The organism is Chitinophaga tropicalis, from assembly GCF_009758205.1.
In the GTDB taxonomy this organism is placed as follows: domain Bacteria; phylum Bacteroidota; class Bacteroidia; order Chitinophagales; family Chitinophagaceae; genus Chitinophaga; species Chitinophaga tropicalis.
In genome coordinates this window covers 208,614-225,009 of the sequence record NZ_WRXN01000001.1, presented here as the reverse complement: position 1 = coordinate 225,009, position 16,396 = coordinate 208,614, and the positions used below count along the sequence as shown (strand labels likewise).

Genomic DNA, 16,396 nt, shown 5'->3' with positions numbered 1-16,396 from the left:
AGAGCTGGTTTTATGGCCAGCTCTTTGTGTATAATGATGGATGAACCTGTCAGCTATCCCACCATACCTTGTCAGTCAGTTTTGCGCTTTGTTCACTACGCGGATTGGCCGTAGCTTCATTCAGCGGATAAAGGAACCTGCGTGGTATTTCAGAGATATTATTGTTAGTGATCACTTTCAGAACGGGGTAACCTGTACGTCTCCAGTCTACCCATATTTCGGGGGAGAAGAAATTGGCAGTTGCCTTTTCTTCAATGATCTGCTGTAATGCGTTAGCGGCAGAGAGCACGCTATATTTTGCAAGATATGTCTGTGCGGCAGTTCCGTTGGTGTCAACCCCGAGTTTCAGTATGTTCTCAGCTACGGCCTGACGGAAGATAGGCTGTGCAACGGCGTAACCTGAGTTGATTAAAGTAGCTTCTGCTTTCAGGAACAAAGCTTCTGCCGCATTCAGTATATATACATTGGAGCTGATGCCGCCGTAGAAGCTTCCTGCAACCGAGTAATCATCCAGGATGCCGGCGCCGGAGCCTATATCATTTCCTGTATAGAGCCCGGTGTTCTTTGCTTTACCTGCAAGAAACGGCAGACGTGGATCGTTCCTGCTCTTCAGGGAATCTACATACCTGGACGAAAGCACCAGGGTGCTGGTATTATAGAAGTGCAGGTACCAGGCATTGGAAGAAGTGGAAGTGCCGGTATATGCAAAGTAGCAATCATCATCATTGCTGGTCATGCCACTGTTCAGAGCGGTGAGTGCAAGGCTGGCCTGTTGTGCGGCTGTGTGACCCGGCGCTTTGGTGAGGTGCATATAGTAACGGGCTTTTAATGTATAAGCCATCTTTACCCATTTACCCATATCTCCGCTATAGTAATAATCTGCTGTTCCGGGGTTCTGGCCTTTCCCTTCATTCAGCTGTATGATGGCGCTGTCAAGCAGTGATTGTACGGTAGTATAAATGGTTTCCTGTGAATCATAAACGGGAGTGCTGTTACCTACTCCGTTAAACGATTCTGAAAAAGGGATATTCCCCCAGAGGTCAGTAGCGGTTCCCAGCGTATATGCGGTCAGCACTTTTGAGATGCCGGCATACATGCCATTGCCATTTACATTAGCCTGCCTGTTAAGCAGGTAGAGGTTATTCATGACAGGTACATAGAAGGAGTTCCAGAAATCGTCGAAAGTGGAACTGGTAACCATGTAATTGACAGTATTGGGTAAAGGCTGATTAGGAACGCAATTTTGCATCCACTGGTTTATCAGGGATGAAGCATTACCTGCAACGATATATTGCGAAACAGCAGCCTCTATTGGCGATAAAAGCAGGCTCTCTGAAACATCAGAAGGTTTGTTCGGATTCTGATTAACGTCCAGGAATTTTTTACACCCTGCAAAAGACATAGCTGTCAGGGCAAATATGATGAGTGATCTTTTCATGTTCTGCATAGTTTGAATTAGAAAGTAAGTTTGATGGTGCAGTCGTATGAACGGGAAGTAGGAGCGGAGAAAGTGTATACACCCAGACCGCCGTTCTGATTACCCCATGAGTTTACTTCCGGGTCGCCACCGGTGAAGCTGGATGATTTATGGATCCAGAGATTGCGTCCTGTCAGTACGATGGAAGCGTCTTTGAATGGCAACCTGACCAGCGTTTTTTTGCTGAGGTTGTAAGAAAGACTTACGTTACGCAGTTTGATGTACGAGTTATTCTGTATCACAGCTTCTGTTATACCGCTAACCTGTTGCCAATATTGTTGTCCGGTAACAGATACTTTGTTGGCGGCGCCTGTAGCATCGCTGATACCTGCTACTACCCTGTCAGCCCTGTTCTCTGTCTGTTTTGATGTACCGTAGTACAATCCGTAGCCATCGTCAGAGTTGAGGATATCTCCACCCTGTTTGGTATCTATAAAGAAGCTGAAACCAAACTGTTTGTAACGGAGCTGGTTGGTGATACCGCCGGTCCAGTCCGGGGTGATGTTACCAACGATGTCAAAATCTCCGGAAGCATAGGGCAGACCGGCATCATTGATCTTCAGTTGTCCGTCTGAGGTCCTTGCATATTTGGTTCCGTAGATAGCGCCCCATGGTTCTCCTACTTTTGCATAGATGCCACCTACGCTGGTCTGGGTGAGGCCTGCACCTATCTGTTTTACCAGGGATTTGAATTTTGTGAAGTTCACCGTTACATCCCAGGTAAAGTCTTTGGTCCTTACAGGTGTGAGGTTCAGTAATGCTTCTACACCTTTGGTTTCCATTTTGGCTGAGTTGATGGTCGTAGATGCGTAACCAGTAGAGTTGGCCAGTGAAATGCCTTCTACTATACCATTAGACATCTGCCTGTTGAAGTAGGATGCTTCCAGTCCTATTCTGCTATCGAGCATTTTCATTTCCAGTCCGAACTCATATTCTTTCTGCAGCTCATTCTTCAGGTGAGGGTTACCCAGTGTTGCATCTATAAGGAAGCCGTTCTGGCCCTGGTAAGGGAAGGTCAGGTTGCTGCTTACATCGCCAGCAATGATAGCCTGTGTATATGGTGTGGTAGTTGAATATGGTTTTACGTTATCGTTACCTACTGAAGCGTATGACGCTCTTACTTTACCGAAGTTGATCACTTCTTTGAGTTTGCTGCTGTGGAACAGTTCTGAGAAGATGAAGCTGGTGGCTACAGAGCCATAGGGGTAATACCTGTTGTTGGCCGCCAGCACCGAGCTACCGTCAATACGTCCGCTCAGCGCAAGTACCAGCATTCTTTTATAGTCTACTTCTGCCTGTGCATAGAAGCCTACTTTTCTTGCCAGTGAGCTGAATTCTGTGCTTGTAACAGTGGATGCGCTGGCCAGGTTGTAGTAGCCTGGTTTGGCGAGGCCTAAGCCCAGATTGGTTTTATAATCAGTGTGAGTGGAATAGACGTTGTTGCCCAGCATCAGGCTGGCGTTGGTAAGACCAAACTGTTTCTTCAGCTGTATGATGAAGTCATGGTTGAATTGCCTGAAGTTAAGGTCTTCTTTATAGATCAGACCTGTGTTATATGTGATATCATTCATATTCACGTGGTAGTCCTGCTGGTCTGTGTAGATATCTGCCCCCATACGTTCGGTAACGGAGAGCCAGTCTGTAGGTGCATATACAAATGTCATTACCGGCAGGAACCTGTTTACCAGGGTGGTGTTGAGGATATTATCCAGTACCCAGTACGGGTTGTTACGGCTGGCGCGGTAAAGGCGTTGTGAGCCGTCGTCGTTCAGGTAAGGTTTCAGGTTGTAGGATACAGGTGCGGTGAAGATGGTCCATAAGGGAGATTCAAGGCCGTACCCTTCAGGCATTTTATTGTTCTTCGCTGTGCTGTAGGTGAGCTGGAATGTAGCAGAGAGATTATCCAGTATCTGTGTATTATATTTTGTGAAAAGGCTATGCCTTTTGTAAGATGTTTTAGGAATAGCGCCTTTCTGATCAAAGTAAGAGTAAGAGAGATAGTAATTTGAAGCATTATTACCTCCTGATACGGCTACTGAGTTATTGGAAGTGACGCCTGTCCTGAAAAATTCTTTCAGCGGATTATGTGCCTGTACTTTCTGGCCGTTCACTGTGAGCGTATCCATGAGAGGGCCCCAGGAGGTGCTGCTCTTCATTGTTTCTCCATCGTAATAAACGCCTTTCACGCCCTGTGCATATTTGTATTGCCTGTCGGGGAAGATGGCATTTTCAAAGGAGAGGCCGGAAGAAACTGTAACAGTAGGTCTGCGGTTGATAGCTCCTTTTTTAGTGGTGATCAGCACAACGCCGCGTGCGCCGGCAGAGCCGTAAAGCGCGGTGGCGGCGGCGCCTTTCAGTACGTTTATATTTTCGATGATGGAAGGGTCTATATCTGCAAGCCTGTTGGTACCAGGGCCACCGTTGTAGGTGCCACCGTTCTCATCATTATTGATAGGTACGCCGTCCATAACAATGAGCGCCTGGTTTTCGCCGGAGATAGAGGTGATACCTCTTATAACGATACGTGCAGAGCTGCCTGGCATGCCGGAAGAGCTGGTGATCTGCACACCGGATACTTTACCGGTCAGTGAGTTCAGGATGTTAGGTTCTTTTGCGCGTAAGATCTCTTCGCTTTTTACTTCCTGTGAGCTGAAGGTGAGATTACGTTTTTCTTTTCTTACACCGAGTGCTGTTACTACTACTTCGCTGAGATCGCTGGCATTCTCTGTAAGTGTAATGTTCATTTGTGTTTCGTTGCCGGCAGGTAGTTCTTTTGATGTGTAGCCTACTGCCCTGAGTACCAGGATAGAGCCTGGTGCGGCATCCAGTCTGAAGGTGCCATCTTTGGCTGTTGTTGTTCCTTTGCTGGTGCCTTTGATCATTACGGTAACGTAACTCAAAGGCTGTTTCTTTTCATCGGTCACAGTTCCTGTTATTGACCTGTTCTGTGCATACGATACGGCACAAAGCAGTAGCCCTGTCAACACTGCAAGCAGGTGAAGTACGTTTTTTTTCATACAACGAGATTAGATATTGGTTTATGTATTACCCCTCTAAAGATTAAATCCGGCCATTGCGCTAATGGCCAATATGACATGTACCCAAATGTAATATCAGAACGGGGCTGAGGCTTTTATGATTCTTGACTATCTATAGGCAGATATTAACCTAAATAAAAAGTCCCGCCTTGAAAGGCGGGACACGATGGAAAAAGATTTCAAAAAAAACGATGATCAATAAATGTTTACTTTAAACTTTCCGTCCGTTAATGGCTTTTCTGTTTCACCATTTTTTAAAGTGCCGAAGAATTCGCCTTCGGCGTATTTACTATTTATGCTTGTAATCTTTATAGTTGTTTTAGTGCTCAGATAATGAATATTGCCTGACATTGAGTAAGTGAACATCATGCTGGCATATTCATTCTGTGTGTAAGTACCCACTGCAAGGGTATCGGGGAAGAAGATGGTTGCAGTAAAATGGCTGTTGAGGGAACTGGTAAGTGCTTCTATGGTAAGCGCCTTACCTGTAAAGGTAGTGTCCTCATCCTTGTAAACTGAGTCTTTTGCGGAAGCCATGGCGTTGTTGGCAGAATAAGCAATGCTGTCAAACGCGAACGTACAGGAACCCGAAGCCAGCACTGCTTTGTCTTCATTACAGGAAGTGAAAACAATAACAACCAGGTACAGAAGACCCAGAAGGGATTTGAGTTTCATAGGATAGGTAGTTTCTTCAGGTATAGTGATAAATACAGTGCAAAAATACAGTTTTTTAGACGAATTAAAGAAAATATTTATAAGTATTTTAACAGTTATAATGCAATAAACTGGTAACCAACGGTTGGGTTAAAGCCTTATTTTAAAAAAAAACGCTTTAGCGGAGAAGCTAAAGCGTTTTTAAAATATTATTAAGTGCGGTAGTGAGCCAGGTTGAGTTTTTTATAGAAGAGGGCTCAACTGAGACATTCCCTTAAGCGTCGATCTTCGCATATTTTGCGTGAGATTCGATGAATTCCCTGCGTGGGGGTACTTCATCTCCCATCAGCATACTGAACACCCTGTCTGCTTCTGCAGCGCTTTCGATAGTTACCTGTTTCAGGGTACGGTTATCGGGGTTCATGGTAGTATCCCACAATTGTTCAGCGTTCATCTCACCGAGACCTTTGTAACGTTGTATAGTTACGCTGTCTTCTTTACCGCCGCCTATTTTCTGAATGGCGGCTTTACGGTCTTCTTCTGTCCAGGCGTAGATCTGTTCTTTATTCTTTTTAACGAGGTACAGTGGTGGCTGGGCAATGTATACATAACCCTGTTCTACCATTGCTTTCATATAACGGAATATGAAGGTAAGGATAAGTGTAGCGATGTGGCTACCATCCACGTCGGCATCCGTCATGATGATCAGCTTGTGATAGCGGAGTTTTGAGAGGTTGAGTGCTTTATCATCTTCTTCTGTGCCAATGGTTACACCCAGTGCGGTGAAGATGTTCTTGATCTCTTCGTTCTCATATATTTTATGCTCCATTGCTTTTTCTACGTTCAGGATCTTACCCCTGAGCGGCAGGATAGCCTGGAAGCTACGGTTACGGCCTTGTTTGGCTGTACCACCTGCGGAGTCACCTTCGACAAGGTACAGTTCACATTTTTCAGGATCGTTTTCAGAGCAGTCTGCCAGTTTACCTGGTAATCCGCTGCCACTCAGTACGCTTTTGCGCTGTACCATCTGGCGTGCCTTACGGGCGGCTTCACGGGCCTGTGCAGCCAGTACAACTTTGTTGATGATGGTTTTAGCCTCACGGGGGTGTTCTTCCAGGTATGCGTCCAGTACGGAAGCTACGGAGCTGTCTACCACACCCATTACATCGGAGTTACCCAGTTTGGTTTTGGTCTGGCCTTCAAACTGTGGTTCCGGCACTTTTACGCTTACAATGGCACTCAGCCCTTCGCGGAAGTCATCACCGGTTACTTCTATCTTGGTTTTCTCGAACAGTTTGTTCTTATCGCCATAGCTTTTGAATACACGGGTAATAGCGCGGCGGAAACCGGCTACGTGTGTACCACCTTCGATGGTGTTGATATTATTAACGTAGGAGAAGATGCTTTCGCTGAAGGAGTCGTTATAGATCACGGCTACTTCTACAGCTACGTTGCTGGTGGGGTCATGCGCTTCTATAAAGATGGGTTCCGGCAACAGGCCATTGCGGCGGCCGTTGCGGTCCAGCATCTGTACAAATTCAATGATACCACCTTCGCTGTAGAAGGTTTCGCTAACGGAATTACCTGCTTCATCTTTCTCGCGGTCATCTGTCAGGGTGATCCTGATCTTACGGTTCAGGTAAGCCAGCTCACGCAGACGGCCTGCGAGAATTTCGCGGTTATAGGTCGTGTCTTTAAATATCTCGCTATCAGGCTTAAAATGAACGGTAGTACCGGTAGTATCTGCGGTACCTATTTCCCGTACAGCGTACTGGGGGATGCCGCGCTGGTATTCCTGTTCAAAGAGTTTGCCTTCCCGGCGTACAGTTACATGCAGGAGGATGCTTAGTGCGTTTACGCAACTTACGCCCACACCATGCAGACCGCCGGACACCTTATATGTATTCTTGTCAAATTTGCCACCCGCGTGTAATACGGTCATTACCACTTCCAGTGCAGAACGGCCTTCTTTGGTGTTCATACCGGTAGGGATACCACGGCCGTCATCCACCACTTTGATGGAATTATCTTCGCAGATCGTAACCTCAATGTTCTTACAGAAACCAGCCAGTGCCTCATCTATAGAGTTGTCTACTACTTCATACACAAGGTGATGAAGACCTTTGATGCCGATATCGCCGATATACATCGCGGGACGCTTACGCACAGCCTCCAGGCCTTCAAGGACCTGTATACTATCCGCATCGTAGCCACTCTGGGCAGGGGTAGTTATTTGCGCTAATTCTTCGCTCATATTTGGGTGAAAATGTAGTTTAGAGTTGCATTGTCGTGAATTGTGCAAAAATACGAAAATTGGGCCTTATTTCCATAATAAAAGGGTGGTTTTTGTCCCGTTGATATCCACAGATCAGATAGGGGGATTTTTCCCCAGTGCTGTTTCCTTAATTCCTGTAAAAAGGGTTTTCCATACGAGGTTAAAGAAAGACTTTTCCGGGTCTCTGGTAAAATGCGGATAGGTTATCCGGGTTTCTCCGTTGTCGGGATTACTGTCTTTAATAACAAGGGCGTTGGCAAAGAGGCTGAGCAATCCTTTCCTTTTATATTCATGGGAATCTTCTTCTTTTTTCAGTATGCTGATCTTCAGGTCTTTATACAGGAATTTTATCTGTCCGGAGGCCTGGCGTTCATTGCCGGTCATGCTGAAGGTGAGATCATCTATATAGCATGATTTTACTTCTACCATGCCCAGAGGCTTGAGGATGGGATTTAATGACTTTCCTTCCATGTCTTTCAGTTGTCCGGACACGCCGAAGCCGCCGGTGGTATCTTTCAGGGAGAAGTCAAAATGTGCCCGCAGTTTGCCGCTGTTCATGAATACGGCGTCAAGATCGGCCGTGATCGTGCTTTTTTTCCGGATCATGCTGTCTATGTTCGTTATGTTCCGGAATGTGCCTCTCACTTGTTTGAAGCTGAGCTTGCCGGCTTCGTCAGATTTCGGGTTGATCTCTGTATATGTCAGATCTGCTTTTTTGCCGATCAGTGTATCTATATATATAGGTATGGGTATTTTCAGCAGTAGCTGGTTAGGGAACTGGCCATATTTTAATTGTCCGGACATGGGCAGTTTACGGTTGTGGTAAATATCCAGGTCTCCGTTTCCGATAACCAGTTTATTGGCCCAGATGACCTGTTGTTCCAGGAGTCGTCTGGGCTGGAGCTCGGAAAGTTCTATATCATTCAGTTTTACATCGAACCTGTCCCGCTGGTATACAGATCTTATATCGAACTGTTGCCGGGAATACCGGGGCTCTGCTGCGAATTGTCCTATACGGAGCATTTGTTTGCCGGCGCTGTAGCGGATATTTTTCAGGTGCATCCAGTAAAGGCTGTCGGGTGTCCGGTAGCGGTATTCTTTCAGGCCGAATTCGTAGTTGCGGGCATAGAGGAAACGGGTGGGATCTTCCAGGGCGGCGGAATCTATCAGGAAATCCTTTACCTGGATGCTGAGGTCTTCCAGGTGGGTGAATACCAGGCCGCTGTCTTTTTTGACAACGTTATATCTGAGGTTGGTGTGGTCCAGTATGAGGTTGCCCAGGTAGAGGGACTTTATTTTAGAAGAAATGTTCTGGTAGGCGTTCCGTTTTGCTGTGGTATCTATATTGCGGCTGTTCAGTTCCAGCATTACAATGGGATTCTGAAACTGTAATGAGCCGGCGCTCAATCTTTTTGTTGTGAAGTAGCGGAATACTTTAAAGTAGCGGAGGGAAACCCGGTCGGCCGTAAAGGAATAGATCAGTTTAGGCGCTCTTTGCTGTGCCTGCATGCGTTTATATACGTCCGGGTCTCTTATGAGGCTTACTTTTTCCAGGGTGAGGCTACCGGTGAGGAGGTTCAGGTCCATATTGGCATAGCGGAGAGTGTACAGGCTATCGGATATATCCTGTACATAAGAGCGTAGCTGCCATTGGATCTGCCTGTTCCAGCGGTGACTGATGTACCGGGAGACGCCGAGGACGAATACGATCAAAATGGCAAGAGCCAGAAGGGCTTTCTTCCAGATACGGGACAAGAATGATTTCTTTTGCATTGTGAATGAAATAAACGAAATTCATACCAAGAGTACGGTGATCTCAATCCGTTAATTATCAGCCAGCAGTAAAATAGATATATCGATCATTGTCGATGAATTGTAACGGTATTGTCAAACTCTCCCCGATTAAATTTTGAATGCCTATTTTTGTGACGGTTTTAACAAAAAAGTAAGGTCGTGAAAGAGGTACAGGATATATTATCATTAGCCATCCGGCAGCCCGCCATGAGCGATCAGCTGCAACTGGCAGAGAACGACACTGTTGCGGTGCCGGACTGCCTGGATTTTACATTGCAGCGGTTTACGTATGACCGTCCGTTGCCGGTAGAGGATGTGGCTATGGTGTTATATCAGCCTGCCAAGAGGGGACAGACAGCTGCTATAGAGCTCCGTTATTGTGTGGCGGGCAACAAGTACTGTCAGAATCCGGGTTGTACTGACCAGGTTTGTGCGGATAAGAAGAAGGATAACTGTGTACAGAAGTCTCCTTCTATAGACATGATCACCGTTCGTTTTCAGCCTGCATTTATACAGTCTTTACAGAAGGGCTCCACAAGTTCTACCCTGTTTGACATGCAGTCCCGTAAGCCTTTTGTTAAAACTATCCAGCCCAGTACCAAATCTAAAGAGGTATTGGACCAGATGGTGCATCATAATTATGACGGCGCCCTGAAAAACATCTTTCTCCAGAGTAAGGCGCTGGAACTCCTGCTTTTCAGCTCAGACCAGTTTGTACAGAATGATACTGACGACCGTTTTGGTTGCCGTTTCCTGACTCATCTTGAGGATAGGGAGAAGATCGAAAAGGCCAGGGGGATATTGCTGGAGCAGCTGGATGCGCCTATTACCATCCGTGACCTGGCCCGCCGGGTAGCTATGAATGAGTGCTACCTGAAGAAGGGGTTCAAAGCTATGTATGGTACCACTATTTATGATTATTTCCAGAAAGAGAGGATGGAAAAGGCGAAGAGCCTGTTGTATGAGAAGGGAATGTCTGTGTCTGAAGTGGCTATATTGATGGGATATTCCTGTATTTCTCATTTTTCTACTGCGTTTAAGAAGCATACGGGATTGAAGCCTTGTGAGCTGTTGCTCAGGTAGTTTTCGGTCTTTATTTTATATAAATGGGCTATAGATTGCTGGTAATCAGTTGTCTGTAGCCTTTTTTAATTTGCAGTGGAGAGAAAACTGCTCAAAAAAGCGGGTTTTGCCTTTGGTGAAACCCGCTTTTTTGAGGGGGCCTGTGGCCAGCTTGAAATTGAAATTTAACCTTTTCCCGATTTGATTATTAGTTTTCCCGAATACAAAAACGAAACCTGGAATATTGGTGTTTCTTTGTATCACGATCGGCAGATATCTATCCCGATCTTCCTTATAAGCTTCCTTATCAGATTTGACCGAGGTGAAAGCTTATAGACAAAGAGAGTAAAGCCATCAATTTTTTTTGCACGGTATCAAACACCAATTTTGACCTTTTGAAAGTGCAATTTTTGTCTGTAAGCTTTCTACCGTAATTACATAAAGCCGTCTCGTTCTTAAGCGAGACGGTTTTTATTTTTACGGGGTACGACAAAAAGACATGAGGGTATGGTGGCGCTAAAGTGCTACCGCAGTTCATACACTATCCATACTTTATAGTAGGCTTTGAGTAGGAGTATCCATACAGTATCCAGGAGGGGGCTTTGGCGTTGGGGGTGCCTTATTGGCAGTTCATACAAAAAGAAAACCCCGCCCAAAAGAGCAGGGTCTGTCCTATTTATCCCTATACCTATGAAATACTGATTTGTGAAAGTGTTATTCTATAACGGAACCGCTATCGTTCACCAGCACAGATTTCTCTGCTCCGTTATCCTGAATATTCACTTTATAATATGCAGTGGCTACGTCTGCTCTTTCAATTTTCCAGCCATCTTTTATTGTAGCGGCCGGATATTTTGTTTTCAGAGTAGTGGCTACTGTTTCCGGTAACCTGTCTGCTGCATATGAACTCCGGGTTGCTATCCACTTACCATCTGCGTCGTATTCTGCCGAAGTTTTTACGTCTTCTTTTGTGAAGTTAGCAATCCAATGTCCACTAAAATTCTTCGACCACTTTGCTTCGGTGCCGGAAAAGTTCTGCTGAAAAGCGTCCTTTACAACAACCGGAGCTACTACTTCTTTTTTAGCAACTACCTTCGTTTTTGTTTTTGCTGATTTTTTTTGTGCAAAAGTTGTGCCGGAAGATATGATCGCCACACAAAATATTACTAATAACTTTTTCATACTCAGATATGGTTTTTCTTGTTTGGGTTCGGTTTTTCAACCCTTTTTTCTTCCGTCGATAGTTACCAAAACAATGCCAAAGTCTTAAAAGCGAACAAATGCCCGGTAAAAATACAAAAAAAATCAGCAAATAAAAGCAAATTGGTTTTTTTTCCGGATGGAGACCTTTCCCAGCCTGCTTAAAAATCCGTAACTTTGCAGAATTTTAATCAACTATTTACATAAACGTCAAAGGGCGCAGAATTGTTTTATGGCCAGCAAATATCAGGAATATAATCAGCTGAATTTACCGCAGATAGAAAAAGAGATATTGGCGCACTGGGAGAAAAACCAGGCATTTGAACAGAGTGTAACACTGCGTGAAGGCGCTACTCCGTTTGTTTTTTACGAAGGTCCGCCGAGTGCGAATGGTATGCCTGGTATTCACCATGTTATTTCCCGTACCCTGAAAGATCTTGTGTGCCGTTATAAAACAATGAGCGGTTTCCAGGTAAAGCGTAAGGGTGGTTGGGATACACATGGATTACCTGTGGAACTGGGTGTGGAAAAAACGCTCGGTATTACCAAAGACGATATTGGTAAGAAGATCTCCGTTGAAGAATATAACAATACCTGCCGTACAGAAGTACTGAAATATAAAGATAAATGGGATGACCTGACCCGTAAGATGGGTTATTGGGTTGACCTGAAATCTCCTTATATCACTTTTGACAATAATTATATTGAGAGCCTCTGGTGGTGTGTGCAGGAACTGTATAAAAAGGGACTTCTTTATAAAAGTAAAAGTATCCAGCCTTATTCTCCGGCTGCCGGTACAGGTCTCAGTTCTCATGAGCTGAACCAGCCAGGTACATATAAAAATGTAAAGGACACTACTATTGTGGCCATGTTCAAGGCCCTGGAGTCTGAAAACTCTGCATTTCTTTTTGATATAGCCCGCAAGGCAGATCCGGCTGCGGAGGTATTCTTTATGGCATGGACCACCACGCCGTGGACACTGCCTTCCAACCTTGGCCTGACGGTAGGAGCTAATATAGAATATGCGCTGATCCGCACTTTCAATCCTTATACTCACCTTCCGGTGTTTGTTGTAATGGCAAAAGACCTGACCGGTAAATATTTCAAGAAAGAAGGAGAAGACGGAGATTTCAGCGCTTATAAAGAAGGAGATAAAGTAATACCCTGGCAGATACTTTCTGTTTTCAGGGGCAGCCAGCTGGAGAATATCCGTTATGAGCAATTGCTGCCTTATGTACAACCGGAGTCCGGAGACCCTTTCCGTGTACTGCTGGGTGATTTCGTTACTACTGAAGATGGTACGGGTATAGTGCATACGGCTCCTGCTTTTGGTGCGGACGATAACCGTGTGGGACAGAAATATGGTATAGGGATAATGACGCTGGTAGACCGCCAGGGTAAATTCCTGGATACAGTGGGAGAGTTTGGCGGCCGTTATGTAAAGAATTATAAATCAGACCCTGATTATAAAGATGTGGATGTTGATATTGCGGTGAAACTGAAAAAAGAAAACCGCGCTTTCAGGGTAGAAAAATATGAACATACCTATCCGCATTGCTGGCGTACTGATAAGCCGGTATTGTATTATCCGCTGGATGCCTGGTTTATCAATACTACGGCTGTCAAGGACAGGATGGTGGAACTGAACAAGACTATCAACTGGAAGCCATCTTCTACCGGTACCGGCCGTTTTGGTAACTGGCTGGAGAATATGGTGGACTGGAACCTGAGCCGCAGCCGTTACTGGGGTACCCCGCTGCCGGTATGGAATACCCTGAACCATTCATTCTTTAGTCCTGCTCAGGTGTATGGAAGTTTTGAGCCTTTAACCCGGAAATGTATTGGTTCCAGGGCAGAATTGAAAGGGGGGTATCAATTTGTTAAAAAAGAAGAATTTACGCGGGATATTCTGGATGAGAACAGCGAATTATATAAAAAAATTAAAAAATATAATTCAAAGCTTACGAATAGCAGGGATGAGGATCGTATAAATGTAGCGCCCATCCGTACAAAAATTTCAAAGAAAGAAGAAGTATTCGCTATTGATCTGGCAGCTGCAAACTGGTATTATACAGATCTTATTAAGAAATATTGTGTTGAAATAACAAATAGTGTAATTGAGTCGATTGATCTGCATAAGCCAATTGTTGATGATATCCTGTTTGATCATGAGGGTGCGATAATGTATCGTGAGCCGGACCTGATAGACGTATGGTTTGACAGTGGCGCTATGCCTTATGCGCAGTGGCACTATCCGTTTGAGAATAAAGAGGAATTCCAGAAGAGCTTCCCGGCAGATTTCATTGCAGAAGGTGTTGACCAGACCCGTGGCTGGTTCTATACCTTACATGCGCTTGGCGCCATGCTGTTTGACAGTGTAGCTTATAAGACAGTAGTGTCTAACGGGCTGGTGCTGGATAAGAACGGTAATAAGATGAGTAAGAGAGTGGGCAATGTTGTTGATCCGTTTGCTACGCTGGAGCAATTTGGCGCTGATGCTACACGCTGGTACCTGATCACGAATGCTTCCCCATGGGATAGCATGAAATTTGATCTGGAAGGTATCAAGGAAGTGCAGCGTAAGTTGTTCTCTACTGTTTACAACACGTATAACTTCTTCGCCATGTATGCCAACCTGGACAAATTCACGTTCAAAGAAGCATATATACCGCTGGAAGAGCGTCCTGAAATAGACCGCTGGATCATTTCTGTACTGAATACACTGGTAAAGGATGTAACGGCTTACTTTAATGATTATGAGCCTACCCAGGCGGGCAGGGCCGTACAGACCTTTGTAGATGAGCACCTGAGTAACTGGTATGTGCGTTTATGCCGCCGCCGTTTCTGGAAAGGCGATTACGGGCATGATAAGATCTCAGCTTACCAGACGTTATATGAATGCCTGGAAACTTTGTCCCAGCTTATGGCTCCGGTATCTCCGTTCTTTGCAGACTGGTTATTTGGCAATCTGAACAGCGTGAGTGCACGTCATGCGGAAGGTTCGGTACATCATATGAATTTTCCTGTTGCGGTTGCAGGCGCTATAGATGCTGACCTGGAAGAAAGGATGCAGCTGGCGCAGGATATCTCTTCCCTGGTGTTGTCTCTCCGTAAGAAGGTAAATATTAAGGTGCGCCAGCCTTTGCAGAAGATCCTTATACCTGTTCAGAACGTTCATATAAAGGAGCAGATAGAAAAGATCGGGCACCTGATAAAAAGTGAGGTGAATGTGAAAGACATTGAGTATCTTACAGAAACGGAAGGTTTCATAAAGAAAAAGATCAAGCCGAACTATAAATCCCTGGGTAGTAAGATGGGGGCAAAGATGAAAGCTGTAGCAGCTGCTATAAGTGCTTTCTCGGCAGCTGAGATTGCCTCCCTGGAACGTGAAGGCCAGTTTAACCTGCTAGTAGAAAATGAGGAGCTGTTAATACAGCTATCTGATGTAGAGATCATTTCAGAAGATATTCCCGGATGGACAGTTGCAAACAAGGGCGCCCTTACTGTAGCGCTTGACATTACCATTACTCCTGAATTGCTGGATGAAGGGAATGCCCGGGAACTTGTTAATCGTATCCAGAAAATCAGAAAGGACAGTGACTTTGAGTTGACAGACAGGATACAGGTAAAAGTGGCGGTAATAGACAGCCTGAAATCGGCGATTATTAACTATAATGACTATATTTGCACGGAAATTTTGGCAGATAGTCTGGAAATGGTGCCGGAATTACAGGATGGAATTGAAATAGAAGTAAATGATTTGACATTCAACGTATTAGTTAACAAAAAAAGCTAATCCCATGGCAACAAGCAAGAAAGTTGCTATTAAAAAGACCCAGAAAGCAGCAGCACCGGCTAAGAAAGCAACGGTAAAGCAGGCTACACCCGCTAAAAAAGCAGCTGCCAAACCCGCAGCAAAAACTTCGGCGGTATCACCTGCCAAGGCGCCTGTTAAAACGGCAGCGCCTAAGGTGGCCAGCAAACCGTCTAAACCCACTGTTGCAAAAAAGGTTGTTGCCACAAAAAGTAAATCACCGGTTACCCAGACGGCTTCGTCCAGTAAATCTGTAGTAAAAAAGACACCCGTAGCGGCCTCCGCAGCGCCGCAACCCGTTAAGAAAGCAGTCACTGCCAAGCAGGCTGCTTCTGTGAAAGCGCCTGATACAAAAAAAGTAGTGACGCAGCGCGTTACTGCAGATAAAGAAAAACAAATTTCCAAGCCAGAAGAAAAAGTAGTAATAATGCCAGTAAAAAATAATAAAGAAGATAAAGAAAAGGCTGTTGCTAAAGATGCGGGTAAAAAAACTGCTGAGAAAGTACAGAAAACAGAAAAGGTAGCGGCTAAGGCTGAGAAACCGTCTGGGGAACGTACTGAGAAGGCAGATAAAAAAGGCTCTAAAGCAACAACATTGGTTACCTACCAGCCGGAGTTCACAAAGTCTGTACTGGATCAGCCGGAACAGCCTGCCGGTCCCGTATACCGCTATAGTGATACAGATCTGCAGGAATTTAAAGATCTTATCCTGAAAAAGCTGGAATCTGCCAAGAAAGAACTGGTTTACCTGCAGGGGTTAATTACCCGTAAAGACGAAGCCGGTACTGACGATACAGAAAACAAATACATGAGTATGGAAGATGGCAGTGGTTCTCAGGAGAGGGAACAGCTGAACCAGATGGCCAGCCGTCAGATCCAGTTCATTGATCACCTGGAGAAAGCCCTGGTGCGTATTGAAAATAAAACTTACGGTATCTGCCGTGTAACAGGTAAGCTGATAGATAAAGCCCGTCTGCGTGCAGTTCCTCATGCTACGCTGAGTATTGAAGCGAAGCTTGCGAAGAGTAAATAAGATCTTTTTAAGATAGAAAAACTCCTGGTCTGTAAGATCAGGAGTTTTT

Annotated in this window: 9 protein-coding genes; 3 read left to right on the top strand and 6 right to left on the bottom strand. The window is 45.1% G+C overall.

Going from position 1 to position 16,396, the window contains the following annotated elements; all coding sequences use genetic code 11:
• Positions 1 to 49 precede the first annotated feature (49 nt).
• The 5 genes from GO493_RS00975 to GO493_RS00955 form a co-directional block, all read right to left on the bottom strand.
• Positions 50 to 1,438, bottom strand: coding sequence for a SusD/RagB family nutrient-binding outer membrane lipoprotein (locus GO493_RS00975; protein WP_157304197.1), 1,389 nt, complete (start codon positions 1,436 to 1,438; stop codon positions 50 to 52).
• A gap of 17 nt (positions 1,439 to 1,455) precedes the next feature.
• Positions 1,456 to 4,494 carry a SusC/RagA family TonB-linked outer membrane protein gene (locus GO493_RS00970; protein WP_157304196.1) on the bottom strand — a complete coding sequence of 1,013 codons (3,039 nt, stop codon included), beginning with the start codon at positions 4,492 to 4,494 and terminating at the stop codon, positions 1,456 to 1,458.
• Between the two features lie 216 nt (positions 4,495 to 4,710).
• Positions 4,711 to 5,190, bottom strand: a complete 480-nt coding sequence (locus GO493_RS00965) for a hypothetical protein (RefSeq protein ID WP_157304195.1) — start codon at positions 5,188 to 5,190, stop codon at positions 4,711 to 4,713.
• A gap of 253 nt (positions 5,191 to 5,443) precedes the next feature.
• Positions 5,444 to 7,423, bottom strand: a complete 1,980-nt coding sequence (gene gyrB, locus GO493_RS00960; protein WP_157304194.1) for a DNA topoisomerase (ATP-hydrolyzing) subunit B — start codon at positions 7,421 to 7,423, stop codon at positions 5,444 to 5,446.
• Positions 7,424 to 7,537: 114 nt separating this feature from the next.
• Positions 7,538 to 9,217, bottom strand: coding sequence for an AsmA family protein (locus GO493_RS00955; RefSeq protein ID WP_157304193.1), 1,680 nt, complete (start codon positions 9,215 to 9,217; stop codon positions 7,538 to 7,540).
• A gap of 180 nt (positions 9,218 to 9,397) precedes the next feature.
• On the opposite strand from GO493_RS00955, the gene GO493_RS31300 reads away from it, so the two are divergent.
• Positions 9,398 to 10,321, top strand: coding sequence for a helix-turn-helix domain-containing protein (locus GO493_RS31300; protein WP_157304192.1), 924 nt, complete (start codon positions 9,398 to 9,400; stop codon positions 10,319 to 10,321).
• 693 nt (positions 10,322 to 11,014) lie between these two features.
• On the opposite strand, the gene GO493_RS00945 is transcribed toward GO493_RS31300, so the two are convergent.
• A complete protein-coding gene (locus GO493_RS00945; RefSeq protein WP_157304191.1) occupies positions 11,015 to 11,482 on the bottom strand; it encodes a PepSY-like domain-containing protein in 468 nt (155 codons plus the stop codon).
• A 250-nt stretch (positions 11,483 to 11,732) separates the two neighbouring features.
• Between GO493_RS00945 and ileS the strand changes: the two genes are divergently transcribed.
• Both ileS and GO493_RS00935 read left to right on the top strand, forming a co-directional pair.
• Positions 11,733 to 15,296, top strand: a complete 3,564-nt coding sequence (ileS, locus tag GO493_RS00940; protein ID WP_157304190.1) for an isoleucine--tRNA ligase — start codon at positions 11,733 to 11,735, stop codon at positions 15,294 to 15,296.
• 4 nt (positions 15,297 to 15,300) lie between these two features.
• Positions 15,301 to 16,347 (top strand): TraR/DksA C4-type zinc finger protein, encoded by a 1,047-nt coding sequence (locus GO493_RS00935; protein ID WP_157304189.1) that lies wholly within the window; start codon positions 15,301 to 15,303, stop codon positions 16,345 to 16,347.
• Positions 16,348 to 16,396: the final 49 nt, after the last annotated feature.

What these genes read in the sequence shown, in the direction of transcription:
- ileS (WP_157304190.1), top strand. Translation starts at nt 11,733, where the DNA reads ATGGCCAGCAAATATCAGGAATATAATCAGCTGAATTTACCGCAGATA.
- GO493_RS00945 (WP_157304191.1), bottom strand. Translation starts at nt 11,482, where the DNA reads ATGAAAAAGTTATTAGTAATATTTTGTGTGGCGATCATATCTTCCGGC.
- GO493_RS00935 (WP_157304189.1), top strand. Translation starts at nt 15,301, where the DNA reads ATGGCAACAAGCAAGAAAGTTGCTATTAAAAAGACCCAGAAAGCAGCA.
- GO493_RS00970 (WP_157304196.1), bottom strand. Translation starts at nt 4,494, where the DNA reads ATGAAAAAAAACGTACTTCACCTGCTTGCAGTGTTGACAGGGCTACTG.
- GO493_RS00965 (WP_157304195.1), bottom strand. Translation starts at nt 5,190, where the DNA reads ATGAAACTCAAATCCCTTCTGGGTCTTCTGTACCTGGTTGTTATTGTT.
- GO493_RS00955 (WP_157304193.1), bottom strand. Translation starts at nt 9,217, where the DNA reads ATGCAAAAGAAATCATTCTTGTCCCGTATCTGGAAGAAAGCCCTTCTG.
- gyrB (WP_157304194.1), bottom strand. Translation starts at nt 7,423, where the DNA reads ATGAGCGAAGAATTAGCGCAAATAACTACCCCTGCCCAGAGTGGCTAC.
- GO493_RS00975 (WP_157304197.1), bottom strand. Translation starts at nt 1,438, where the DNA reads ATGAAAAGATCACTCATCATATTTGCCCTGACAGCTATGTCTTTTGCA.